This window comes from Xanthomonas melonis, from assembly GCF_020783655.1.
GTDB lineage: Bacteria > Pseudomonadota > Gammaproteobacteria > Xanthomonadales > Xanthomonadaceae > Xanthomonas > Xanthomonas melonis.
The window spans coordinates 130746-154641 of the sequence record NZ_JAJGQH010000012.1 but is presented as its reverse complement, the minus strand read 5'-3'; the positions used below and the strand labels follow the sequence as shown (position 1 = coordinate 154641).

Annotated in this window: 25 protein-coding genes; 10 read left to right on the top strand and 15 right to left on the bottom strand. The window is 67.6% G+C overall.

Annotated features, from left to right (window positions below; genetic code table 11):
* Nucleotides 1–161: 161 nt before the first annotated feature.
* Entirely contained in the window at nucleotides 162–1538 is a 1377-nt protein-coding gene (locus LL964_RS13545; RefSeq protein WP_104588101.1) for an Hsp70 family protein, read from the bottom strand.
* A 78-nt stretch (nucleotides 1539–1616) separates the two neighbouring features.
* Entirely contained in the window at nucleotides 1617–2090 is a 474-nt protein-coding gene (locus LL964_RS13540; protein ID WP_104588100.1) for an FKBP-type peptidyl-prolyl cis-trans isomerase, read from the bottom strand.
* A 270-nt stretch (nucleotides 2091–2360) separates the two neighbouring features.
* Between LL964_RS13540 and LL964_RS13535 the strand changes: the two genes are divergently transcribed.
* Nucleotides 2361–2696: a zinc ribbon domain-containing protein YjdM gene (locus LL964_RS13535; RefSeq protein WP_104588099.1), complete on the top strand. Its 336-nt coding sequence runs from the start codon at nucleotides 2361–2363 to the stop codon at nucleotides 2694–2696.
* Nucleotides 2697–2897: 201 nt separating this feature from the next.
* On the opposite strand, the gene LL964_RS13530 is transcribed toward LL964_RS13535, so the two are convergent.
* Complete coding sequence (locus LL964_RS13530) at nucleotides 2898–3689, bottom strand: hypothetical protein (RefSeq protein WP_323132948.1); 792 nt, start codon at nucleotides 3687–3689, stop codon at nucleotides 2898–2900.
* 532 nt (nucleotides 3690–4221) lie between these two features.
* On the opposite strand from LL964_RS13530, the gene LL964_RS13525 reads away from it, so the two are divergent.
* The 7 genes from LL964_RS13525 (at nucleotide 4222) to LL964_RS13495 (ending at nucleotide 9834) form a co-directional block, all read left to right on the top strand.
* Nucleotides 4222–5430 carry an MFS transporter gene (locus LL964_RS13525; RefSeq protein WP_104588098.1) on the top strand — a complete coding sequence of 403 codons (1209 nt, stop codon included), beginning with the start codon at nucleotides 4222–4224 and terminating at the stop codon, nucleotides 5428–5430.
* Nucleotides 5431–5742: 312 nt separating this feature from the next.
* Entirely contained in the window at nucleotides 5743–5913 is a 171-nt protein-coding gene (locus tag LL964_RS13520) for a hypothetical protein (RefSeq protein ID WP_167395382.1), read from the top strand.
* Nucleotides 5914–6116: 203 nt separating this feature from the next.
* Nucleotides 6117–6572 carry a PA2169 family four-helix-bundle protein gene (locus LL964_RS13515; protein ID WP_104588097.1) on the top strand — a complete coding sequence of 152 codons (456 nt, stop codon included), beginning with the start codon at nucleotides 6117–6119 and terminating at the stop codon, nucleotides 6570–6572.
* A 303-nt stretch (nucleotides 6573–6875) separates the two neighbouring features.
* Entirely contained in the window at nucleotides 6876–7478 is a 603-nt protein-coding gene (thpR, locus tag LL964_RS13510) for an RNA 2',3'-cyclic phosphodiesterase (RefSeq protein WP_104588096.1), read from the top strand.
* A 48-nt stretch (nucleotides 7479–7526) separates the two neighbouring features.
* The gene (locus LL964_RS13505) at nucleotides 7527–8132 is read left to right on the top strand and encodes an HD domain-containing protein (protein ID WP_104588095.1); all 606 of its coding nucleotides are present in this window, start codon (nucleotides 7527–7529) and stop codon (nucleotides 8130–8132) included.
* A gap of 76 nt (nucleotides 8133–8208) precedes the next feature.
* Entirely contained in the window at nucleotides 8209–8391 is a 183-nt protein-coding gene (locus LL964_RS13500; protein WP_104588094.1) for an oxidoreductase-like domain-containing protein, read from the top strand.
* Nucleotides 8392–8460: 69 nt separating this feature from the next.
* Nucleotides 8461–9834 (top strand): virulence factor, encoded by a 1374-nt coding sequence (locus LL964_RS13495; RefSeq protein WP_104588093.1) that lies wholly within the window; start codon nucleotides 8461–8463, stop codon nucleotides 9832–9834.
* A gap of 52 nt (nucleotides 9835–9886) precedes the next feature.
* Here LL964_RS13495 and mprF read toward each other — a convergent pair whose 3' ends face one another.
* A complete protein-coding gene (gene mprF, locus LL964_RS13490) occupies nucleotides 9887–12451 on the bottom strand; it encodes a bifunctional lysylphosphatidylglycerol flippase/synthetase MprF (protein WP_104588092.1) in 2565 nt (854 codons plus the stop codon).
* Between the two features lie 258 nt (nucleotides 12452–12709).
* Here mprF and LL964_RS13485 point away from each other — a divergent pair, with 258 nt between their 5' ends.
* Together LL964_RS13485 and LL964_RS13480 are read left to right on the top strand one after the other, a co-directional pair.
* The gene (locus LL964_RS13485) at nucleotides 12710–13411 is read left to right on the top strand and encodes a DUF998 domain-containing protein (RefSeq protein WP_104588091.1); all 702 of its coding nucleotides are present in this window, start codon (nucleotides 12710–12712) and stop codon (nucleotides 13409–13411) included.
* Nucleotides 13412–13422: 11 nt separating this feature from the next.
* Entirely contained in the window at nucleotides 13423–13770 is a 348-nt protein-coding gene (locus LL964_RS13480) for a RidA family protein (RefSeq protein ID WP_104588090.1), read from the top strand.
* 153 nt (nucleotides 13771–13923) lie between these two features.
* On the opposite strand, the gene LL964_RS13475 is transcribed toward LL964_RS13480, so the two are convergent.
* From LL964_RS13475 to LL964_RS13425, 11 genes are all read right to left on the bottom strand, one after another.
* On the bottom strand, nucleotides 13924–14994 hold the full coding sequence (locus LL964_RS13475) for an SAM-dependent methyltransferase (RefSeq protein WP_104588089.1): 1071 nt from the start codon (nucleotides 14992–14994) through the stop codon (nucleotides 13924–13926).
* 17 nt (nucleotides 14995–15011) lie between these two features.
* Nucleotides 15012–15794 carry a DUF1295 domain-containing protein gene (locus LL964_RS13470; RefSeq protein WP_104588088.1) on the bottom strand — a complete coding sequence of 261 codons (783 nt, stop codon included), beginning with the start codon at nucleotides 15792–15794 and terminating at the stop codon, nucleotides 15012–15014.
* Nucleotides 15791–16336: a DUF2878 domain-containing protein gene (locus LL964_RS13465; RefSeq protein WP_104588087.1), complete on the bottom strand. Its 546-nt coding sequence runs from the start codon at nucleotides 16334–16336 to the stop codon at nucleotides 15791–15793. The genes LL964_RS13470 and LL964_RS13465 overlap by 4 nt, the downstream gene beginning before the upstream one ends.
* Complete coding sequence (locus tag LL964_RS13460; protein WP_104588086.1) at nucleotides 16333–17625, bottom strand: SAM-dependent methyltransferase; 1293 nt, start codon at nucleotides 17623–17625, stop codon at nucleotides 16333–16335. Before LL964_RS13460 ends, LL964_RS13465 begins: the two co-directional genes overlap by 4 nt.
* Nucleotides 17622–18497, bottom strand: coding sequence for a DUF1365 domain-containing protein (locus tag LL964_RS13455; protein ID WP_167395385.1), 876 nt, complete (start codon nucleotides 18495–18497; stop codon nucleotides 17622–17624). The genes LL964_RS13460 and LL964_RS13455 overlap by 4 nt, the downstream gene beginning before the upstream one ends.
* Nucleotides 18497–19747, bottom strand: coding sequence for an NAD(P)/FAD-dependent oxidoreductase (locus tag LL964_RS13450; RefSeq protein WP_104588085.1), 1251 nt, complete (start codon nucleotides 19745–19747; stop codon nucleotides 18497–18499). The genes LL964_RS13455 and LL964_RS13450 overlap by 1 nt, the downstream gene beginning before the upstream one ends.
* A complete protein-coding gene (locus tag LL964_RS13445) occupies nucleotides 19744–20748 on the bottom strand; it encodes an acyl-CoA desaturase (RefSeq protein WP_167395381.1) in 1005 nt (334 codons plus the stop codon). Before LL964_RS13445 ends, LL964_RS13450 begins: the two co-directional genes overlap by 4 nt.
* A 322-nt stretch (nucleotides 20749–21070) precedes the next feature.
* Nucleotides 21071–21901: an anti-sigma factor gene (locus LL964_RS13440; RefSeq protein ID WP_167395380.1), complete on the bottom strand. Its 831-nt coding sequence runs from the start codon at nucleotides 21899–21901 to the stop codon at nucleotides 21071–21073.
* Nucleotides 21898–22461 carry a sigma-70 family RNA polymerase sigma factor gene (locus LL964_RS13435; protein ID WP_104588082.1) on the bottom strand — a complete coding sequence of 188 codons (564 nt, stop codon included), beginning with the start codon at nucleotides 22459–22461 and terminating at the stop codon, nucleotides 21898–21900. Before LL964_RS13435 ends, LL964_RS13440 begins: the two co-directional genes overlap by 4 nt.
* Nucleotides 22462–22519: 58 nt before the next feature.
* A complete protein-coding gene (locus LL964_RS13430; protein WP_104588081.1) occupies nucleotides 22520–22885 on the bottom strand; it encodes a DUF4345 family protein in 366 nt (121 codons plus the stop codon).
* A gap of 85 nt (nucleotides 22886–22970) precedes the next feature.
* Entirely contained in the window at nucleotides 22971–23759 is a 789-nt protein-coding gene (locus LL964_RS13425) for a hypothetical protein (RefSeq protein ID WP_104588080.1), read from the bottom strand.
* Nucleotides 23760–23896: the final 137 nt, after the last annotated feature.

Here is a 23896-nt window from a genome sequence, read left to right as displayed (position 1 = left end):
ACACCGCGTGCGGCAAGGGTGGCGCGCGCGGAAGCGGTGTCGAGAGATGCGACTGCGTCTGGTACGCCGATCGCGAGTGGCACGGCGGGCGTGCCTTGCCAGCAGGACGGCGATGCGTCGGGCGGCAATCGTCATTATAGGCGCGCGCCCTTGATTGGGTGTTAACGCGGCGCTGCGGGCCCTGTATCGCACGCAGCCCAAGCCAGGCCCTGGACCACGCCGAAAGACGGATCGCCCTGTACCAGGCGTGCCTGCGGAAATGCAGCGGCCACGGTGTCGCGCAGATAGCCTGCGCGCGACATGCCGCCGGTCAGAAACACGGTGGCCGGTGGGGTGGCCATTTCGGCGCGAACCTGCGCCAGCAGATCCTCCAGCTCGCGCAGATAGCCGGAAGCGGACGCGACCAGCGCATTCGCCTGTACATCGACTTGCAAGTCGCGTTCGATGAAGGTCAGGGCGGTCAGGTGGCGCTCGCGTTCGCTCAAGGCGATCTTGCAGGCTTCCACGTCACGATACAGGCGCGCGGTGTTGCCTGTGTCCTGCAGCGCCTGCAGGCGGGTGTCGAACGGTGCCGGTACGTCCTGGTACTTGTGCAGGCGGAATTCGCGCTGCCGGGTCATGTCCTGCACCATCGCTGCTTCCACGTAATGATGGGCCGGCACCCGCGTGATGCCGCGGCCAAACAACGGCATGTAGGCAGCCAGGCTGAGCGCCAGGTCGATATCGGTGCCTCCGCGCGCAATGCCCCAGGCACGGTGTACCTGCGGGGGCGCGTCCCCGCCGACGCTGGCGTGGGCGATGTCGGTGGTACCGCCGCCGATATCCACCACCACGGTGTCGTGGCGGGTGTCGTGGCTGACGTGGTAATGCATGGCGGCGGCCGCCGGCTCTTCGAGAAATTCCACGGAGTCGAAGCCGGCGGCGATGGCGGCGGTCTGCAGGATGTCCAGCGCCTGTGCGTTGCCGGCGTCGCCGATCGAACTGCGGAACTGCACTGGACGCCCCAGCACCGCACTGCGGATGTTGACATCGAACTGGCGCGAGGCGGTGAGCCGGATATGCTCCAGTACGTGGGTGGCGATTCCGGTGATGGTCTGGCGCGCGCGCGGATGCAGGTTGTAGCCCAGCATCGACTTGGGACTTTGCACCAGACTGCCTTCGCCCTCCAGAAAGTATGCATCCAGCGCTTCGTCGCCATATACCGCGTTCTGCAGCAATGCGGCCGAGCTGCGCGGTTCGCGCACCTGCTCTTCCATCCACTGGCGACGCACGATGCGCAGCGCATCGCGGCGCAGGCTGTCGAGGTTGGCGGTGCGCCCGGCTGCGGTGGCGTCGCGGCGCGCCGAGTCGATCAGTCGCTGGACTTCGTACTCCAGCGCCGGAGTGAGGCTGAAGTTCTCCGGATCGCGCATGGTGTCCGGAAAATACACCGTGGTGCGGAATTGCAGCGCCTGGCCGAAGCGCACCGGCTGCACCTGTCCATCGACGATCGCCGCAGCGGCGGAGTTGCTGGTACCGAAGTCGATGCCGAGTTTCATGCAGACAGCCTGTGAGCGGGCCGCGCACTTTACTACGGCTGCCGCGTCCGCTGCCTGGGCGGACGCGGCAGCGCTGGATCACGCCGCGATGTCGTCCACGTGGCCCTGATTCAATTCCTCGGTGGTGGCCTGGCGCACCTGCACCACCTCGACCGCGAAATGCAGCGTCTGCCCGGCCAGTGGGTGATTGCCGTCCACGGTGACCTGAGCAGGACCGACCTCGGTCACGGTGACCAGGACCGGGCCCTGCTGGGTGCGGGCTTCGAACTGGACGCCCGGCGCGACCTCGACATCGGTCGGAAACGCTTCGCGCGGCACCTGCTGGATCAGGTGCTCGTGCCGCGGGCCATAGCCGTGTTCGGGCGCGATGTCGGCGGTGAGGGTATCGCCTGCCTGTTTGCCGTCCAGCGCGTGTTCCAGGCCAGGCACGATATTGCCGGCACCATGCAGATAGCTCAGCGGCGTGTCCGGCGTGGAACGGTCGAGAACCTGGCCGCTATCGTCGGACAAGGTGTAGTGAATGGTCGCAACGCGACCCTGGCTGATTTCCATTGGAAACCTCCATGACGGGTGATCGAGGGGAGTGCATCGGCTGATTCACGATGCGAAGAGATGCCGCACACACACCGTAGGCAATCGCGCGGGATCATGCAACCGCAGCCGCACCGGCAGTTGGGCGTGGGATCAGCTTGGTGGTGCAGGGCCGCGTACACGGCCTGCAGGTGATCGGTCGGCGCCGCACTTTCGCCCTGGCGTTGCGCCGCATGCGTGATCGCAGGGCCGCAAGGCTACAATTCACCCCCGTTTCGATGAAGGAATCGCATGTCCAGCGTCCCCGCCTGCCCGCAATGCGGACAGGACAACACCTATGCCGACGGCGCGTTGTCGATCTGTGCGCTGTGCGGTTTCGAATGGAGCGCGGACGCCGCCGCCGCGCTTGCGGTGGTGGTGCGCGACAGCAACGGCAACGCGCTGCAGGCCGGCGACACGGTCACGGTGATCAAGGACCTCAAGGTCAAGGGATCATCGATTCCGCTCAAGCAAGGCACGCTGATCCGCAATATCCGCCTGGTCGAAGACGACGCCGAGCATATCGAAGGCAATTCGGAAAAGATCAAGGGTTTGGTACTCAAGACCTGCTTCCTGCGCAAGGCCTGACGGCTGCAGCAGGCCTGGGAGGCGTGCGTCGCTCGCCGGGGGCGCCTGCGTTTGGAGCGGCGTGCCCGCGTTGTCCGTCTGCATCCGCCGAGCGCGGATCGAGCATGGTCGGCGGCGGCGGCGTTGCGGGGGAATTTGGCCAGATGCGTGAAGATGCCGCTTCGGCGGTGAGGCTCACGGCAACCCTGTGCGGGGCCGGAGTCAGTCGCGTGGATAGACCGCCGCCACCACGCAGCTCTGGCGCATGCGCGAGAGCCTGCCGCCGCGTGTGGTCGTCAGGTCGCCGTCTTGTCCTGCGCCAGCGCTCGCGCCGGCAATGCCGATTTCGTCGAGGATGTCGAGCTTGTCGCCAGGATTGCCGCAGATGGCATTCAAGCCCATGCCGGAAACGAAGCGGATCGGCGGTGCGCCACTGAGTTCGCTGCAGCTGTCCATGAGCTCGACGCGATAGTGCCGGTGCGAACCGGGATGGCGCGGCGAGACCTCCACCACCAGGCCATGGGCGTCTTCCGACCAGGCGCGCAGCATGCCGGGATGGAAGCAGTAGTTCGCCGAGCCGGTGAAGCTGCGCCGTCGCGCCTCGCGCACGTTGACGCCTTGCAGCGTCGGTATGGCGTCGTGGCTGTGCCGACGGGCGAGCTCGGCGTAGCTGCGCGCGTCGAGCGGGGTGACCCGGGCGATCGCGCAATGTTGCTGCCCCACGCGCACATACGCTTGCGCTGCGTCGCAGACCCAGCCGTGCGGTGCCAACAGCTGGGCCCTGTCAGGTGTTGCATGCAGCAGACACTCCTGCGCCAGCTGCAAGCGAAACCGGCGGCCTGCGTGTTCGGCGACGGCCAGCGTGCGCGGGTCGGCCTGGTGCAATTCGGCCACCTGGCGCGCGTCCAGGCAGTGCGCGTCCGGAGCGGCAGGACGGGAAGTGTCCGGCGCCGCATGGGCCCCCGTGCACGCGAGCCATGCCGCGCCGAACAGAACCGCAGGAAACAGACGCATCGGGCACATCCATGGCGATGGGTTGGAAACCATCATGTGCCGACCTCGTCGCGCTGGCAATCGCCGGCCACGCCGCCCGATCCGCCTGGCGCGCGCCAGGCGGCAGGCAGATGCCAATGCAGGGTGCCGGTGCGGCAGCCGAGGCGCTGTCTGGTGACCGCCTGCATACGCTGACCGGGAATGCGCCGTGCGCCGTCAGCGCGGGATAAACCCTTGGCGCCACCGTCCTACAGCAGGGTCTGGTCCACCTTGCCCAGTGGCGCGCTTCCCGCGCGGCGGCGCCAGCTCCGAACCGGCATGGAGTAGCACCTGTGGGTGGGCAGGGGCGGGCGAGGGCGACGCCACATCGGAGGACTGCTGGCGGACTGGAGCGGTGACAGCGGTCTACGGATAGGACACTGCATCGCCAGGTGGGCGATTGGCGCACAAAGCGTGACAGGATCGGCGATCGCGCGGGAGCTGCCGGCGGCAGCGGTCTTTCATGCATTGTTGCATTGCACAATAATGTCCGGCTGTCATTCTGGAGTCGGCCATGTCCGATACCGACCGTTCCACGCCGCGCGTTTCGCGGCGCGATTACACGCTGATCCTGCTCGCGCTGGCGATGGGCGGCTTTGCGATCGGCATCAGCGAGTTTTCCACCATGGGCCTGATGGGCCAGATCGCGCAGGGCCTGCAGATCAGCGAACCGCAGGTGGGCCATGTCATCAGCGCCTATGCGCTGGGCGTGGTGGTGGGCGCGCCGTTGCTGGCGATCCTGGGCGCGCGCTGGCCGCGGCGCACCTTGCTGTTGTTGCTGATGGTGTTCTACGCACTGGGAAACCTCGCCAGTGCGCTGGCGCCGAGTTACCACGCGATGCTGGTGTGCCGTTTCATCGCCGGCCTGCCGCATGGCGCGTATTTCGGCGTGGCTTCCCTGGTGGCTGCCTCGATCAGCCCGCCCGATCGGCGAGCCACTGCGGTGGGACGGGTGCTGCTGGGCTTGAGCGTGGCGCTGCTGGTGGGCAACCCGCTGGCGACCTGGTTGGGGCAGATCGTCAGCTGGCGCTGGGCGTTTGCGTCGGTCTGTGTCATCGCGCTGGGGACGGTGGCAGCGGTGGCGGTGTTGTTGCCGCCCGCGCCGGACGAGCCGCGTCAACAGCCGTTACGCGAGCTGCGCGCGTTCAACCGCCCGCAGGTATGGCTGGCGCTGGCGATCGGTGCGGTGGGTTTCTCCGGCATGTTCTGCGTTTTCAGCTATCTCGCGCCGACGCTCACCTCGGTGACCGGTCTGGCGTCGGCACATATCCCGCTGGCGATGGCCGCGTTCGGCGTCGGTGGTGTGCTCGGCAGCATCCTGGGCGGTTGGCTATTCGATCGCCTGCAGTTTCGTGCCGTGCCGGTGTTGTTGGTGTGGTCGATACTGGTGATGCTGAGCTTTCCGCTGGCGGCGCGGTCGGGTGGGTGGGTGTTCCTGTCGATCGTGGCGGTGGGCACGATGGGCGCGCTTGCGCCGGCCTTGCAGACGCGGCTGATGGATGTGGCCGCCGATGCGCAGACCTTGGCCGCCGCATCCAACCACGCGGCGTTCAATACCGCCAATGCGCTGGGCCCGTGGCTGGGCGGCATGGCGATCACTGCCGGGTGGGGCTGGACGTCCACCGGCTATGTCGGCGCGGCCACCGCGCTCGGTGGCCTGCTGGTCTACGCGCTGGCGCTATGGCAGCAGCATCGCCAGGGTCCGGCGCCGATCACGCGTTGAGTGACCCTGCGCGATAGCGCTGCCAATGCGCAGGCGACGCGCTGAGCGCAATCTTGCCGATGTGGCGATTGCGGTGCGATCGTCGCAATGATCCGGTGAGCACGGCTAGTGGGACGATGATCGATGGGCGGCGCATTCGTACGCTGCACCGAACCCGATGCGGTGTCTGTTCTGCTGCAAGCGATGCGCCCCGGGCCGATCACTGCCCGGAGTCGGGGCAGTGGATTGTCTCCTCCAGGCGCTGCGTCCACGACAGGCTCACCCCTCGACGTGGACACTGCTGGCCTCTTCGCAAGCGGGCCGAACAGCGCAATGAGCGACTTCACGCCACCCCCCTGGAAACGCCCGGCTCCCAAGCGCAAAAGCTCGCCGCTGAGCGAGGCGCAAAAGGCCGCCGCGCGACAGCGCGCCGAAGCGGCGGGCCGTCCCTATCCGAACCTGATCGACAACATGTGGGCCAGCCGGCAGCCAAAAGGCTCTTGATCGGCGCTTGGCATCGATGAATCCCGATTCATCGGCTGCATGGCCGCGTGAGGGCAACGCGCCCGATGCTCACATGCCGATTATGAGCGCAGCGCCAGCATGAGCCCGTACACGACGCCAAGCTACTGCAGCCGCACCGGCGGTTGTCTTTCTCCCAGAACGTCTGCGCTGCGACAGCGCAGGCCCTCAACAAGGAGCAACACATGAGCATCCAGAGCAAGACCGAGCACAGCCTCAACGACTTGATCGCCATCTCCCGCGATGGCAAGGATTTCTACGAGGAAGCGGCATCCAAGGTGGGCGATGCGGAGCTGGCAACGCTGTTTCGCCGCATCGCCGGCGTCAAAAGCGACATCGTGAGCAATCTCAGCAGCGTGGTCGCCTCGGTGGGCGGAACCCCGGAGAAGCACGGCACCATGGTCGGGAGCATGCAGCAGTTCTACGGCAAGGTTCGTGCGACGCTGGGCGACACCAAATACGGTTATGTGGCCGAGCTCGAAGAGTCGGAGGATCGCCTGCTGAAGGCGTTCGACGAAACCATTGCGGACAAGGACACGCCAGCCGCCGCGCGCGACGCCGCGCTGCGCCTGCTGCCCGAAGTGCGCGCATGCCACGACGTCATGCGCAACCGCAAGCATGCGATGAAGAATGCGGCCTGATGTTGCCGCAACACTGAAGCGCATCGGTCGCGGTGCAGCTCCAGGATAAATCGATACAGGCGGGAAACGGGCGGCGGCAGTCGCCCGTTTCTTTTTGCACGAACGAAATTTTTGCACGAACAAGCGCCGGTTGCCGGTATCGAACCGGCTGCATCGGAAACGACGCCTGTGCGTAACCTCGGCGCAGCGCGATGTCTATCCACGTCACGTGGTGCCGGTCGACATGTTCGTCGCGCAGCGCGTCTGCTAGTATCCGCCGCCCCTGTTCTCCCCCGTCCGTGTCGGCGGATGTGGAATGCCCTCATGAAGCAGCCATTCGTGTACCTGTCGTCGGCCGATGCGCAGCTGTCGCTGGGCCTGGGCGAGGAGAAACCCACCGAGCGCCTGTTTTTCGCGGTGATGGCAGACGTGGAGACCGCCGAGCGGGCAACGTCCATCGCGCAGGGCCTACTGCAGGCAGGTCAGGTCGATGGCAAGCCGTTGAACCGCGAGCGCTTGCATGTGACCTTGCATCATCTGGGCGACTACGCCGGCGGATTGCCGCCATCGCTGGTGAGCCGTGCCAGCCAGGCGGCCGGGCGCGTGGCGATGGAGGCGTTCGCCGTGGAGTTCGATCGTGTCGGTACGTTCGGTGGGCGGCGTTCGCAGTTGCCCTGCGTGCTGCGCGGCGAAGAACGGGTGCGCGGGCTCTACGAGCTGCAGGGCGCGCTGGGGCGGCAGCTCGCACACGCCGGCATCGCCGGCGATGGCCAATACACGCCGCACATGACGTTGCTCTACTGCAGCCAGGCGCTGCCACAGCGGCGCTGCGATGCCCTCGCCTGGACCGTGCGCGAGTTTGCGCTGGTGCGCAGCTTCCTGGGGCAATCGCGTTACCAGATCGAAGGGCGCTGGCAGCTGCGGTGATTGGCCGAAGCCATGTGCAGCGGCGCGGGGACGCGCTAGCCTGTGCGCATGGATGCGAGCACGCCACTACCACTGCATGTCGACGCGCTGGCCGCGCTGGAGCAGGCCTACGCGACGCCCGCGCGTGCCTACCATCACTTCGGCCATGTGCGGGCGGTGCTGCAGCATTACGCCGAGGTCGCTGCAGGACCGGGCTGGCGTCAACCGGTCGAAATCTGGCTGGCGGTGCTGTTCCACGACGCCATCTACCGGGCCGGGCGTAGCGACAACGAAGCGCAATCGGCGCTGTGGGCACTGGAGTGCATTCCGCGCTGGTGGCCGCAGGCCGGCGTCGATCTGCAACGCGTGCAGGCATTGATCCTGCTCACCGCGCGTCACGGGCAACTGCAGCCGCAGGAGGTGGACGAGGATGCAGCGCTGTTCCTGGACTGCGACATGGCGATCCTGGCGGCGCCGGCGGATGTCTTCGACGCCTACGATGGCGCCATTGCCGAGGAGTATCGCGGGCATGTGCCGGGCGTGCTGTTCCGGCATCACCGACGGCGGTTCCTGGCCGGGCTGCTGGAGCGTCCGCGGATCTTCCTGAGCAGCTACTTTCATGCGCGCTGCGACGCTGCCGCACGCGCCAACCTGCGTCGGCGGCTCGGTCGCTGACGGCAGTCGGGGGCAGCGCTGGCCGTCGGCCGCAGATGCGCTCAGGCCTGGTGGGCCCGCACGCTACACTGTCGACATGCCCGACAACGCCGCTTCCGCCGCCGATCCGCGCCCGCAACCACCGCAGGCACCCGCGCCCAACGAATGTTGTGACAGCGGCTGCCCGCTGTGCGTGCACGACCTGTACGCCGAAGAACTGCTGCGCTACCGGCAGGCGTTGGCGGCCTGGGAAGCGCGTCGGCAGACGCGGGCGGAATGAGCCGGGCGCGGCGCTTCGCGGCGACCGGCAGAACGATTATCTTTGGACCACCTTTCCCGATGATGCGACATGCGACGATCTGAAATGTGGAGCGCGCTCTGCGGAGCGGCGATGTTGGCGTTGGCGGGAGCGGCGGCGGCCCAGTCCTCCGAGCCGGTGACGCACGGCCGTTTCGAACAGGTGCCGGTGCTGATGCCCAAGGGCGAACCGCAGCGCGTGGTGATCTGGCTGGCCGGCACCGGCAACGCAGGCAAGCGGCAAGCGCAGGCCGAGGCCTTGCGCGCCGATGGCGCGATGGTGGCGATGGTGGATACCGCGCACCTGTACGCGGTCCTGCGCAAGGCCGGCGGCACCTGCACGTTCTCCGTCGGCGACGTGGAGAACTTCTCGCGCTACGTGCAGGCCTTCTACCACATTCCCACCTACCGCCTGCCGTTGCTGGTGGGCGACGGGGAGGGTGCCGCGCTGGCGTACGCCATCGGTGCCCAGGCCAAGCCGCATGTGTTGGCAGGCGTGCTCACCGATGGCTTGTGCCCGGCAGCGGTGAACGATCAGGCGATCTGTCAGCCCGGTGTGCGGCAAGGCAGCAACGCGCTGGTGCCGGCGCCGCTGCAGATTCCCTGGGTGCTGGCCGGCAGCCAGGACAAGCGCTGCCCGGCAGCTGCAGAGGCCGCGTTTCTCGCGCAGGTACCGCAGGCGCGCACCTTCAGCCGCACCGCCGGTGGCGACCTGCTGCCGGGCTTGCGCGCCGCGGCCCGCTCGCTGGGCGAGCAGAAGGGCGTGGTCTTGCCGCCGCCGCCCGGTGGCCTGGCCGACCTGCCGGTGGTCGAAGCGCCGGCCAGGCCCGATGGCGACGCCGACGACGACACGTTCGTGATCTTCGTCTCCGGCGACGGCGGGTGGGCCGGTCTGGACGAGGAAGTGGCTGACGCGCTGGCCGCGCAAGGCATTCCGGTCGTTGGCCTGGACTCGCTGCGTTACTTCTGGACCGAGCGCACCCCGCAAGGCTTTGCCAACGACCTGGACCGCATCGCGCGCGTCTACGCGCAACGCTGGCAACGCAGGCGCGTGGTGCTGATCGGCTTTTCGCAGGGCGCCGATGTGTTGCCGGCGGCGATCAACAAGCTGCCCGCATCCACCAAGCAGAACATCCGCATGACCGCGCTGTTGTCGGTCGGCAAGCTGGCGGACTACGAGTTCCACGTCAGCAACTGGCTGGGTTCGGATGACGAAGGCTTGCCGATCGCGCCGGAAGTGCAGCGTCTGCCGGCTGGCACCACGGTCTGCATCTACGGCCAGGACGACGACGACGCACTGTGCCCGAGCCTGCCGGCGCATGCCGCCAAGCGCGTGGCGCTGCCGGGCGATCACCACTTCAAGGGCGACTACGCCACGCTGGCCCGGGTGATCATGCAGCAGTTGCACGCGGTCTCGCCGCCCTGAGGGCGGCACCACGTCCGGTACGCGGCGCGCAAACGCGCCGCGCCCGCCGCTCTTAGTCCTGGCGCCCGGGATCCACCGAGATCAGGCGGGTCACGTCCAGCAGCGCAGCCGGCAGGTGCATGCCGCCGGGCGCAACCAGATAACGCGGGCGCCAGATCGGGGCGAATTTCGACTTGAAGCGGCGCAGCCCGCTGAAGCCATAAAAGCGCTCGCCATGCCGCGCCACCAGACTGGCGAAGCGGTTCCAGCGGCCGGCGAGGCGATGCTCGGCCAGCCCCGACAGCGGCGCCATGCCGAGCGAAAAGCGCTTGTAGCCATTGGCCTGTCCCCACAGGAACAGCTCGATGAACAGGAAGTCCATGGTGCCCTTGGGCGCCTGTGCGCTATGCCGCATCAGGTCCACCGACAGCTCGCCGCCGGCCGGCGCCCACCACACGTTGGCGAACGCCACGATCCGGCCTTCGGCCTCGGCGACCGCCACCGGGAAGCGGCGCAGATAGTCCGCATCGAAGCTGCCGAGCGAGAAGCCTTTCTCCTCGCCGGACTTTTCCTCCAACCATTGCTCCGATACCTCGGCCAGATGCGGCAGCACCGCGTCCACCTGATCCGGCTGCAGCATGCGGAAGCTCAGCCCGCTGCGCTTGCCGCGGTTCCAGGCCTGGCGCAGGTCGGCGCGGTCGCGGCCCTCCAAGGTGAATCCTTCCAGCGGCACGATCGCCTCTTCGCCGAGCTTGACCAGGGTCAGGCCCATGTCGAGGTAGGTCTGCCAGTATTTCTCGCCAACCTGGTAGAAAACCGGACGCAGGCCCATGTGATCGGCCTCTTCGCGGAACCGCCAGATCAGCGCGCGCGCCACCTCCGGCGGGCCGACCGGGTCGCCCATCGAGATCAGCGAGCCGCCATAGCGTTGCATCATCACGAAACCGTTGCCCTGCGCGTCGAGCAGGAAGGCCTTGTCGCCGGTCAGCGCCAGGCAGGCCTGGGTGTCGGTGCTGGTTTCCAGGATCGGTGCCAGCGTCTGCAGGAATTGCGCATCGGCGGCCGGCATCGGACGCCGCCCGCCGCGCAGCAAGCGCGCCATGCCGAAGATGATCACGCCCACGCACAGGATCAACGCCGCGCGCAGCGCCCGCGGCGCGTTGGCGGAGGTGGCGAATTCCCACCACAGGTCGTTGCTGTATTCGACGTGGCTGTAGACGAAGAACAGCAGCCAGAACGTGGCCACCAGCACCAGGCCGAGATTGCTCAGCCAGCGCCACGACCAGGCTTCGTCCAGCAGTGCACCCTGGCGGTAGAACTCGCGGCGCGCGGCCCACAGCGCCACCGCCGCCAGCGCCGCCGACAGCGACACCGAGATATGGCTGCCGCGCAGCAACGACAGCGGCGGCAGCAGCACGCACACGCCCAGCGCCAGTACCCAGGCCGCATGGCTGCGACGCTGCAGCCCCTGGCCGATCAGCAGCAGCATCATGCCGCCCAGGCTGACCAGCAGGTGGGAGGTCTCGATCAGCGGCAGCGGTGCCACGTCCTGACGTGCGCGTGGCGTGGGCAGGGTGCCATCGATCACCAGCGCCGCGCCGACCGCGAACACCGCCAACGCCAGGATCTGCGGCAGCCAAGGGCGCAGCGCCTTCCACACCGTGAGCGCAGTGCTGGCGCTGGCACGCACCGGCGCGCCGAGCCCGGAGGCCGCGGCCATGGCCACGGAGATCAGCAGCGGCACGATGTAATAGGTGACCCGGTAGGCCAGCGCCGCCGCCAGCACCGCCGCGGGGGTGACATGCGGCAACAGTTTGAGCAGGCTCCACTCGAACACGCCCAGGCCCGCAGGCACGGTGGAGACCAGCCCGGCGACCACCGCCACCAGCCAGATGCCGATGAAGCCGAAGTAGCCGGTACCCGGATCCGGCGGCAGCAGGACGTAGAACGCCGCCGCGGCCAGGCCCAGCTCCACCACGCTGAGTGCGCTCACGCCCAAGACGGTGCGGCGGTCGGGCAGCCAGAAACGGTGGCGGCCGATGCCGAATTCGCGGCCCTGTCCGCCCACCAACGCCAGCATGACCAGGTAACCGGCCAGCAGCGCGATGCCGGCCACACGAATGCCCCCGGCGGCGATCGGCAATGCGCGCGCGGCCGCTTCCGGTTCCAGCAGCAATGCCAGGCCGAGCAGGAGCCAGGCGCCGAAGACGAAGCCCAGCGTGCTCATCAGCACCACCTGGCCGATCTCGGCCAGGGTGAGCCCGACGCTGCCGTAGCCACGCAGGCGGACTGCGCCGCCGGTGAGCGCGGCAAAGCCCAGGGTCTGGCCGACCGCATGCGCCATGAAGGCGGTGATGCCCACGCGCGCCGGATGCAGCCGCTTGCCGGTGCGCTTGAGTCCCACCCAGTCGAAGCCCACCAGGCACACGTAGCTGCTCAGTCCCAGCAGCAGCGTGAGCGCGATCTGCCCCGCGCCCAGGGCCCGGAACGCCTGGCGGATCTGCCGGTATCCATGGTCGGTGAACTGTCCGGACAGCGCGTGCAGCGCCATTGCCAGGATCGCCAGGCTGATCAGCACGGGTAGCGCGCGTCGCCAGCCACTGGCGAGCGCTTCGGAAGGCATCGAGGTATCCGTCATGAGGGTAACGGGTGCTGTTGAAAGGGAAGAGGGGCCGATGCACGATACGTGCCGCGCCGGCCCGGGATCAGCGAGGGCGAGCGGATGGACGATGCATGCAGGGTGATTGGGTGAGTGCGGAAACCAGGTGAACGCATGCATCGGTTGTGCCGACACCCCGTCGGCACATCACGGCCGCGCGCATCATAGGGCAAAGGCGTGTACAGGTGCCGCATCGTCGACGCGTGCGGCACTCACCGTTGGAAGGCAGACAGGTCGATGACACGCAATCCCCATTCGCAGGTGCCGGTCGTACCGTGCATCCAGCTCGCTGCGCCACGCTGGAGCCGGCGGGCCGGTGCGATCGCCGCCGCTGCCGGCATGGTCTTCGTCGGGTTGGTGTCGATGCTGCAGTGGTACCGCAGTGATCTGGGCTGGATCCACGCGCAACTGAGCGCGTATCTGCACGGCCCTTATGGCCTGCTGCTGCGCACCGCCTACTGCCTGCTCGCGGTGGCCATGGCGTGGCTGGCGCTGGGCCTGTACGCGGCGCTGGTGCCGGCGGCCCGCAGCCGTGCCGTGCTCGGCCTGTTCTGGAGTTCGGCGCTGGGCCTGTGCGCAGTGGCGATCGGCGACAGCTGGATGCCGGAGCTGGCGCCGAACGCCGCGGCCATGGTGCATGTGCTGGCGGCCGATGCCACCTTCCTGTGCGTGATCGCGGCGATCTTGCTGCAGTCGTGGTACTTCCGATCCGATCGCGCATGGCGACAACACTTCGCAGCAACGTTCGGCTTGGGGTGGGCGGCGTTCGCAGCGCTGCTGTTCCATGTCAGCGTGCCGGCGGCACCGCCGGGCATCAGCCAGAAGACGGCCATCGTGCTGATCGTGATCTGGATGGTGCGGGTAGGGATGCGCCTGGCGCGCGTGGAGGCTGCAGGCCCGACGCATTCGCGCAACAATGGTCCGGTCAATCAACCGTAGGAAATGCCGAAATGCTGCAGCGATTCGATGCCGGCCCGCGTATGTCGGAAATGACCGTCCATGGCGGTGTGTGCTACCTGGCCGGGCAGATTGCCGAAGACACCAGCCAGGACATCACCGGTCAGACCCGGCAGGTCCTGGGCGAGATCGACAAACTCCTGGCCCTGGCAGCCAGCGACAAGACCAAGATCCTGCGCGCGGAGATCTACCTGGCCGACATCGCCGATTTCGACGGCATGAATGCCGCCTGGGACGAATGGGTGCCGCATGGTTTCACCCCGGCGCGCGCCACGGTCGAAGCCAAGCTGGCGCGGCCGGAATGGAAGGTGGAGATCGTGATCACCGCAGCCGCAGGCTGATCGTCTGCAGCGGAGCAATCCGCAACGCTGCGATGTCCTTCGTCCGTGCCGGCCGGTGGCAGAGGATCGGCCGGCAGGCGGTGGCGAATCTGCCGCATTCCTGCTGCGGGTCGTTGCGTCACGGGCCCAGGTGCGCGCGCCCGCATCGCGCGATCAGCGCTTGACGAAGCGGTAGTGCGCTACCCCCCATTCGCGGCCCTGGTCGTAGCCGAACAGCTCTGCGCAGGCCAGCCAGAACATGCGCCAGCGCTGCCACCAGCGCTGCGCATCGTCGCCATAGGTCTGCTGCAACAGCGGCATGATCTGGGCGCGGTGGCGGTCCTGGTTGTCGAGCCAGGCATTGGCGGTCTTTTCGTAGTGCTGGCCCGACAGCAGCCAGCGCTGCTCGATGACCACGTCCTGCTGGAAGTGCAGCAAGGTGTCGGCCGCCGGCATCAGCCCACCGGTAAAGAAGTGCCGACCCATCCAGTTGTCTTCGCCGGCCACTTCGAAGGGGTAGGCCAGATCGCGGTGGCAGAAGATGTGCACGAACACCTTGCCGCCCGGCGCCAGCCAGTTGCCCACCCGCGCGAGCAGCTCGCGGTAGTTGCGCATGTGCTCGAACATCTCCACCGAGACCACGCGGTCGAAGCTGGCCGCCGGCAGCGTCAGCGCGTTGACGTCGGCGGTGATCACCTGCACGTTGTCCAGCCCACGCAAGCGGCATTGCTCCAGGATGTGCGCGCGCTGTGGGCGTGAGTTGGACACCGCGGTGATGCTGGCAGTGGGGTAGCGCTCGGCCATCCACAAGGTCAGCGAACCCCAGCCGCAGCCCAGCTCCAGGATGCGCTGGCCATCGGCCAGTTCGGCACGCTGCCCGTATAGCGCCAGCATGCGTTCTTCGGCGGCATCCAGGTCCGGTGTGCTCGCGTCCCAGTAGCAGCTGCTGTACTTCAACCGCTTGCCCAGGCAGAGGGTGAAGAACTGTGGCGGCAATTCGTAGTGCTGGCGGTTGGCGGCATCGGTTTCGATCGCGATCGCGCTGGCACGCAGGCTGTCGATGAAGGCGCGCTGGCGCGCGCCGTTGGCATCGGCGTCGTGACCACGCTCATCGCGCAGGCGCTGGGCGCACAGGCGGCGGATGCCGTAGCGAAGCACGGCATCGGGCAGCGCGCCGGATTCGGCCAGGCGGGTGGCGAAGGCTTCTTCCGGCAGCGTGGAGGGCGGGGCGGTGACGGTGGACATGCGATTCTCCAGGCAGCTCAGGACGAAGGGGGAAGCGGGAAGAACGCGCTGGTGCTGCGTTGGTACTGCGCGTAGTCCTCCCCGCGCGAGCGCAATGCCTGCTGCTCGGTATAGGGAATGCCGGTGAAGCGATACAGGAACACGAACATCACGACCGGCCCGAGCGCGCACAGCGCCACCGGCCACGGCCCGGCGCCGACGGCCAGCGCCAGGTAGGCGAACCAGTGCACGAACTCGAAGAAATAATTGGGATGACGCGAATATCGCCACAGACCCTTGCGACAGGTCTTGCCGCGATTGGCCGGGTCGGCCTTGTGCGCAGACAGTTGCCGGTCTGCCAGCGCCTCGCCACCGACGGCGACCAGCCACACCACGATCGCCAGGCTGGTCCACGGGCTCCATTCCGGATTGGGATTGCTGGCAGCTGCCAGGAACGGCACCGCGAACAGCACCACCACCACCGCCTGGGCCAGGAAAAAGCCGAGAAACTTGCTCTGGCTGCCATTCCAATGCTCGCGCAGTGCGCGATAGCGGCCGTCTTCGTGCGGGTCGCCGAACACGCGCACGCCCAGATGCCAGGCCAGGCGCGCACCCCACACGCCGCCCAGCACCGCCACCAGCACCCGCGGCAACACCGCGCCATCGGACACCCACGCGCAATACGGCGCAGCCACTGCCAGGCAAGCCGCCCACAGCACATCGACCGGGCCGGCGTTGCCGCTACGGCGTTGCCACAGCCAGCCGATCACCATCACCACGCTTGCGAACACGCCCACATGCAGCAGCGGCCAGGCAGTCATTGCAGTTCTCCGGTGATGTGTTCGGGCAATGGTGGTCCCAGACGGCGTGCATACAGCGACAACACGCCGCAGGCCACTCCCCAGCCGGTACCCACAGCGAGCATGGCGTGCAGAGAGGGCGATTGAAACTCCACTGCGCGCCAACCGCGTTGCGCCAGCCAGTAGGAAAGCGGCCCGAAGATGGCGCCGAGCAGCACCGCCAGCCATGGCCGCTGCATCACTGCGGCCAGCGAATGATTGAGGGTGAGCGCAAAGCCCAGCCACAACGCCAGGATCCAGGGCGGCGCCAGCAGGCTGCCCGGCCACGGCGCTGCATAACGCACCCAGTTGCCTGCGGCGAGCGTGGTGTCCAGCAGCAATCCCAGCGACAACCCCGCGACCATCAGCTGCACATCGCCCGGCGCGCGCCGCGACGGCCACAGCTGGTACAGCGCGAACGCCGCCAGCACCGACAGCGTGGGCCAGATGCGTGCATGCACAGCGCTGCTGACGGCGACCAGCCACAGCACCTGCAGGCCGAGATAGTTGCCCAGCTGCTTCATGCGTTGGCAAGGCCGGGCACGAACTGCGGCGGGCGTGCGCCCGGCTTGCTCAGCCACAGATGCACGTCGCCGATCGAGCGCTCCAGAAAGCCCGCCTCGCAATAGGCCAGGTAGAACTCCCACATGCGGATGAAGCGCTCGTCGTAGCCCAGTGCGCGTACCTGCGGCAGCTGCGCCATGAAGCGCTGCCGCCATGCGCGCAGGGTCAAGGCATAGCTCGGGCCGATGTCTTCCAGGTGGAACAGGCGCAGATCGCTGGCATTGGCGATCGCGCCGGTCATCGCGGCCACCGAGGGGATGAAGCTGCCGGGAAAGATATGCCGCTTGATGAAGTCCACCGAGTGCAGCGCCCGCGTATAGCGGTGGTCTTCGATGGTGATGGCCTGGATCAGCGCTTCGCCATCGTCGGTGAGCAGGCTGCCGACCTTGGCGAAGTAGGTATCCAGATACTGGTGGCCGATCGCTTCGATCATCTCGATCGACACCACGCGGTCGAAGCGACCCTGCAGATCGCGGTAGTCGCACAGCAACAATGTGACCCGATCGCTCAGCCCGGCAGCGGCGATGCGCTGCGAGGCCAGCTCGAACTGCTCGCGCGAGATGGTGGTGGTGGTGACGCGGCAGCCGTGTTCGCGGGCGGCATGCAGGGCGAAGCCACCCCAGCCGGTGCCGATTTCCAGCACGTGGTGCTGCGGGCCCAGGCGCAGTTTCTGGCAGATGCGTTCGAGCTTGCGCGTGGCCGCGCGCTCCAGCGCCGCTTCGCCCTGCGCTTCTTCGCCCTCGACGAAGATCGCCGAGGAATACATCAGGTTCTCGTCCAGGAACAGTTTGAACAGCGGGTTGCCCAGATCGTAATGCGCGGCGATGTTGCGCCGGCTGCCGCTGCGGGTGTTGCGGGCCAGCGCATGCAGGCCGCGCATGGCCCAGCCGCCGAGGCGCGCGGTGCCGGTTTCCATCGCGTCCAGGCGGTCGCGGTTGCGCAGCAGCACGCGCATCAGCCCGACCAGATCGTCGCACTGCCATTGCCCGTCCATGTACGACTCGCCGGCCCCCACGCTGCCGTTGAGCGCGGCCTGGCGATAGAAGCCCGGGTCGGTCACGCGCAGCTGCACCTGCAGCGCCTGCGCGCCGGCGGCCGTGCCCAGCGTGGTGATGCCGTCGGCGTCGTGCAGCAGCAGTTGCCCATCGCGCAGCTCGCCGAGCGTGGCCAGCAGGCGCTTGCGCAACAGTCGATCCATCCAGGACGCCGTGCGTGAGGGAGCGGTGTCGGGCAGGGACGTTGCATTCATCGGCGATCTCGCACAGGCGGGTGGGGATGGTCGTGGACCGGGTTGCCGCGCAGCCACAGGCGCAACGCCTGCCAGTGGATGGCGATCACGACCTGCACGGTCATCAGGGGGTAGGCGAGCAAGGTCCGCGCCAGCGTGCGTGCGCACAGCGGCTGGCGTTGCAGCACCAGGGTGGCATCGAAGCGGCGTGCGCCGCCGGTCTCGACAGCGGCATCGTGCGGCGCATCCAGCACGTCCATATGTACGCGCAGTTGCGCGGCCGGCACGCTGAAGCGCCAGTCGTACTGCTGCTGCATGCCCATGAACGGCGACACGTGGAAGCGCTTGTCGAAGCGCCATGCATGCACGTCGCGGTGGCTGCGCGCCTGCGCCACCGGCAGCACGTAGGCATGGCGTTGCTGCCACGGCGTGTTGGTGATTTCCGCCACGATCCAGCGCAATCCGTCATGGCGGTCGAAGCAGTAATAGAAGCTCACCGGGTTGAACACATGGCCGAAGTAGCGCAGATGCGTCAACAGGCGGATCGCGCCATCGGGGCGCTCGCCGGTGTGCGCCTGCACGCAATCGCGCACGGCCTGATCCAGTGGAATGGTCGGGTCGCCCAGGTAATCGCTGCGGCGGAACTGCGCCAGGTTGGCGCGCCCCACCGACCACAGCCAGCGGCCTGCGAACACCCGATCCAGCTCGGACAGGTCCAGGTACAGCAGGAAAAGCCGGTAACGGAACTGCAGCGGCTTGGGCGTGAATCGCCGGTGCCGCACCCAGCCGGTGTAGAGCGCACTGCGCAATCCGTAGGCCGCGCTGCCGGCGCCGCTGTCCTCGCCGGGGGGCAGCGGCACGGCATCGGTGCTGGCTTCGCGCAGCAACTGCATCACCAGTCCACTCCCAACGCATGTGCCACGTCCACGCCGCTGCGCAGCCCGTCTTCGTGGAAGCCGAAGCCCCAGGCCGCACCAGCGAACCAGGTGTGCTGCCTGCCCTGGATCTCGGCCTTGCGGTCCTGCGCACTGAGCGCAGCGGCATTCTGCACCGGGTGCCGGTAGCGCATGCGCCGCAGCACCTTGGCCGGGTCGATGTCGTGATCGCGATTGAGGCTGACGATGAACGGCTGCGGCGAAGCGATCGACTGCAATGCGTTCATCCAGTAACTCACCGTGCACGGCGCCTGCGGGTCGGCCGGCACATGCGCGTTCCAGGCTGCCCATGCGCGCCGATCGCGCGGCAGGACGCGCGCGTCGGTATGCAATACGGTGTCGTTGTCCTGGTAGGTGATGCCACCCAGGATCTGTCGTTCGGCCTCGGTCGCATCGCCGAGCAATGCCAGCGCATCGTCGGCGTGGCAGGCCAGCACCACCTCGTCGAACTGCTCCTGCCCGCACAGCGAGTTGACCACCACGCCATCGGGGGTTCGGTGGATGTCATGCACCGGCGTGGACAGGCGCTCGAACACCTGCCAGCGCCGCTGCAGCGCACGCACGTAGCTGTTGGAGCCGCCGCGTACCACCTGCCACTGCGGCCGTCCGCTGAGTTGCAGCATGTGATGGTTGGCCATGAAGCCGATCAGCTGGCCCATCGGAAACTGGAGAATGGTCTGCGAGGGCGAGGACCACAGTGCCGAGGCCATCGGCACCAGATGCTGGTCGCGGAATGCGTCCGAATAGCCATGCCGCTGCAGGTACGCGCCCAGGGTGCTGAAACGCTCGTCGCTGTGCAGCACCGCCGGTGCCTGCCGATAGAAGCGGCGCAAATCGGCCAGCATGCCCCAGAAGCGTGGACTGAGCAGGTTGCGGCGTTGGCAGAACAACCCGTTCAAGCTGCCCGCGTTGTATTCGAGCCCGCTGCGCGCGTCGTGCACGGAAAAGCTCATCGTGGTCGGCTGCGCGGCCACGTCGAGTTCGGCGAACATGCGCGTGAGCAGCGGATAGTGCTGCGGATTGAACACGATGAAGCCGCTGTCCACTGCGTAGTGCTGGCCGTCGAGCTGGATCTGGTGCGTGTGCGTGTGGCCGCCGAGGTAATCGGCGGCCTCGAACACGGTGACCTCGTAGCGGCGCGATAGCAGCCACGCGGCACCGAGGCCGGCAATGCCGGCACCGACCACTGCAATTCTGCGTTTGCTCATCGTGCCACCCGCCGGCCACGTTTGATCAGCGACGCCGGCATCGGCTTGAGGTCCCACACCAGCCCCACCCACGACATCGCGGTAAGCCCGTACCAGGTCAGGTCGTACTCCCACCAACGCAGGCCCTGGCGCGCCGAGCCGGGAAAGAAGTGGTGATTGTTGTGCCAGCCTTCGCCAAAGGTGAGCAGCGCCAGCAGCCAGTTGTTGCGGCTGTCGTCGCGGGTATCGAAGCGCCGGCTGCCGAAACGGTGCGCCAGCGAATTGATGGTGAAGGTGGCATGGAACAGCGCGACGGTGGAGATCGCAAATCCCCACACCAGCAATTGCGCGCCACTGGTCTTCAGGGCGGGTGCCGCATCGGCCAGCCAGTCGCCCAGCAGATACAGGCCAACGGCCAGCAGCATCGGCATCACGATGTCGAACCGGTCCAGGAAGCGCAGTTCGGCGAAGCGGCGCAGATCGGGGATGACCTCCCAGTCGGTGCGGAAGTTGCGCGGGGTGAGGAACCAGCCGGTATGGCTCCACCAGAAGCCGTGCCGGGCCGGCGAATGCGGATCGCGGCCGGTATCGGTGTGCCGGTGATGATTACGATGGTGCGCGGCCCACCACAGCGGCCCACGCTGCACGCAGGTGGCGCCGATGGCGGCGAACACGAACTGCAGCACGCGCGAGGTCTTGAACGCACGGTGCGAGAAGTACCGGTGGTAGAAACCGGTGAGTGCGAACATGCGTAACGCATACAGCGATAGCGCCATCCCCACTGCAAACCACGACGCGCCGACCCAGAACACCGCCAGGCAGGCCAGGTGCAGCGCGACATAGGGCAGGGCGCGCAGCCAGTCGATACGGTCGGCGCTTGCCTCGTCCAAGGGAATGTCGGCCTGCGTATCCACCCAGCGACGCAGGCTGCCGATCCGCGAATGGATCCGGCTGCGGCGATCCGCTGGTGAGGACTGGGGCGGTGGCGCGGCAACGCGAGGGTCGAGTCCAGTACTCGGCACGCAGCAATCTCCAGGGGGCATTGGGTCGGTTTACGGAAACCGCCGGCCGATGGATGCACCAGCCTGCTTGATCGTCACATGCGTGTAGACAGCGCGCCCGTTTATGCGGACCGCGCGTGCAGCTGCCTACACGGATGTGCGCGCAGTATCGCTGGCAAGCATGAGGTTGCTTGTGAAAATGCGGCCTGCCTGGAAATGGCAGGCCGTGCTGCAAGCGTTGGTGCCTGTCGGCCACGTGGCGCCGGTGGCAGTTGCGGTTGCAGCCAGCATGGCCCGCTGCCGCCGACGCGCGGCCCGCCGCCAGTGCGCGGGCCGCGCCGGATCAGGGCGCCATTGCCAGTGTGCTGATGCCGCCCTTGGCCACCACAGTGCCGGTGGCCACGCCGCCTGGCGCACCACCGGGTGGCTCCAGCGTCACCGCCAGGATCGCCTCGTTGCTCAGCATCGGCATCAACCGATCGGGGATCTGCGCACGATGCGCACGTTGATCGTCGAAGGTGCCCATCGAATGCGCCTTGCCGTCGGGCGTGATCAGCCACAGCTCGGGCACCTTGTCGGCGGTGGCGGTGCGGTCCAGCGGCGTCACCGTGATGGTGTGCTGGTCGGCATCCATCAGCGCCACGTAGCCGGGACGCCCGTCTTCGGTGGCCAGCGTCGATGTCATCGCAATGCCGGTAGCCGGTGGCGTGGTCGTCGCAGGCGGGGTGGCCGGCGTCTGCACGACCGGCGTCTGGCGCGGTTGATCGGGAGTGGGCGCGGTGCGCAGGTTCAGCAGCGCCAGCACGCAGACCGCCGCAGTGGCCAGGCCCGCAGCGGTGGTCCAGCGCCACAGGCGCACGTTGTTCCACAGCGGCGTGGCCGACGTGCCGGTGACCGCAGGCGTTGCCACCGGCACTGCACGCAGCGGCGTATCGAAGCCCAAGGTCTGGCGCACGCGCACCCAGATCTGATCCGGTGGTGTCACTGCGGCGATGTCTTCCAGCAGCGGAGCCAGATGCTCCTGCCACTGCAATACCGCCTGGGCAAATGCGGCATCGGTGGCGATCCGCTGCTCGATCGCCAGGCGCTCGTCGGCGCTCAGCAGCCCCAGCACGTACTCGCCCGCCAACACGTCGCGCGGTGGTTCCTGGTCGATGGGAAAGGGCGTACTCATCGTTCCAGACATGCCTTGAGTTTGGCCAGGCCACGGCGGATCCAGCTCTTGACCGTGCCGATGGGTGTGTCGGTGCGCGCGGCCAGTTCTTCGTAGGTGATGCCTTCGAAGAACGCAGTGCGGATCAACTCGCTACGCGGTGGTTCCAGTTCGGCCAGGCAGTGGTCGATGCGCCGGCGGGTGCTGGCGCGCTCGGTGCGCTCCAGCGGCGAGACATCGCCATCGCGCAACTCGCCAGCATCGTCCAACGCTACGTTGCGGCGCTGCGGTGCGTTGGCGCGCAGATGGTCGATGGCCTTGTTGCGCGCGATCATCGCCAGCCAGGTCAGTCCGCGCGCACGGCTGGGGTCGAACTGGCCGGCCTTGTGCCAGATCAGCGTGAACACGTCCTGCAGCACTTCCTCGGCCTCGGCACGCTGCGGAATCAGACGCAGACACACCCCGAACAGCTTGGGCGAGGTCTGCCGATACAGCGCTTCGAAGGCATGCCGGTCGCCGCCCGCAGTTGCGGTCAGCAGGCGTCCGGTTTCATCGTCGTCGTGGCCGGGAATGGCACTCATGCGGTCGGGCGGTGGGAGAGGTGAGCGCGATGCTACCGGACTGGGCCGACGCTGTCCTTCACTTGCGCCACCACAGCAGCGCGGCGGCGAGCAACAACACGATCTCCACCCCTGCCAGCGCCACCGTGGGTGTGGAAACCGGCCACAACTTCGCCAGCGACACGCTGCGGAACAGCACGATGGGCACATAGAACGCCAGTGCGACCAGCAGGCCGGTACGCGGTTGATCGACCCAGGCGAAGTAGCCGAACAGGAACGCCATGCCCAACTGCAGGCCGCCATAGATGACCAGGTATTCGGATTGGCCGGCTGGCGAGAGCTGTGTATAGCCCACCGCGTTCGCGGTCTTGACCGGGGAGAGCGTGCACCATACCGCCAGGGCGAGATAGAGCACTGCGTTGATCCAGAGGTAGGTCTTTGCCATGCGGGTAGTCCTGTGCGCGGGATGGATGCCCGGGCCGTTGTACGCAACGGCGCGTGGCCGGGCGTGAAGATGGCGCATGCCGACATCACGCAGCAGCGCAACTGCGGGTCAACGGTTGCTCACGCGCCTGCTGCAGCTCGGCGTCGGTGCCGGCACGCGGCGCCGTATCCGGAAACACGATGCGCACGCGCGGGTAGCGCCCCTGCGCATCGCGCAGATTGCCCACGCCACGGAATTCCAGCAGGCGCTTGCCGGCGATGGAGTAACGCACTTCCAGCGACGGCACGGCCGCGCCATACCAGGTGTCCAGCGCGATGCGGAAGCGCCGCTGGCCTGCAACATCGTCGATGCGTTTCACGCGAAAGGCCAGTTGCCGCTGCAGGCTGGGCAGCACGAAGTCCACCCGTCGTGGCGCGGTGGCCAAGGCATCCCAGTGCGCGCGCAGGTAGGCATCGAAGCCGGCATCGATGACACGTTCGTCTTCGCCCGCCGGCAGTGGGGTGCGGCGTTCGGGCTTGCCGGGCGGTTGCTGGAACATCTCGCGCACCTCACCGCGCCGCCGCACGCCTTCGCGGTAGCCGTCGCGTGCATCGCTCAAACTGAAGTCGGGCGCGCTGCCGCCACCATCGACCTGCTTGCGCGCGAATGCCTGCCCGTTGGGACAGCGGTACAGCACCAGCCGTCCACCGTCGTCGAGCAGCCAGTGCGATTCGCGATAGCGCAGGGCGCCGCTGTCGGCGTCGAAGGCATCGGCGTCGATGCGTGTCACCGCCGCCGCGCCTGACGGCAGGCTGCCGAGCACCACCAGCAACAACGGCGGAATCGGTCGGCAGCGGACGGCAATCGCGTTCAGGGCGGCGGCAAGCAGGCGCATCGGCGGGTCCTCGACGGGAGTGCCTATGCATACGGACGCTACCGTCGCATGGATGCGCCACCAGGCGTCGGGACGTTCCCGACGGCGCGGAGGTGTCACCGGATGCCGGAGATCACTGTCGCTGGAATGATCGGCGA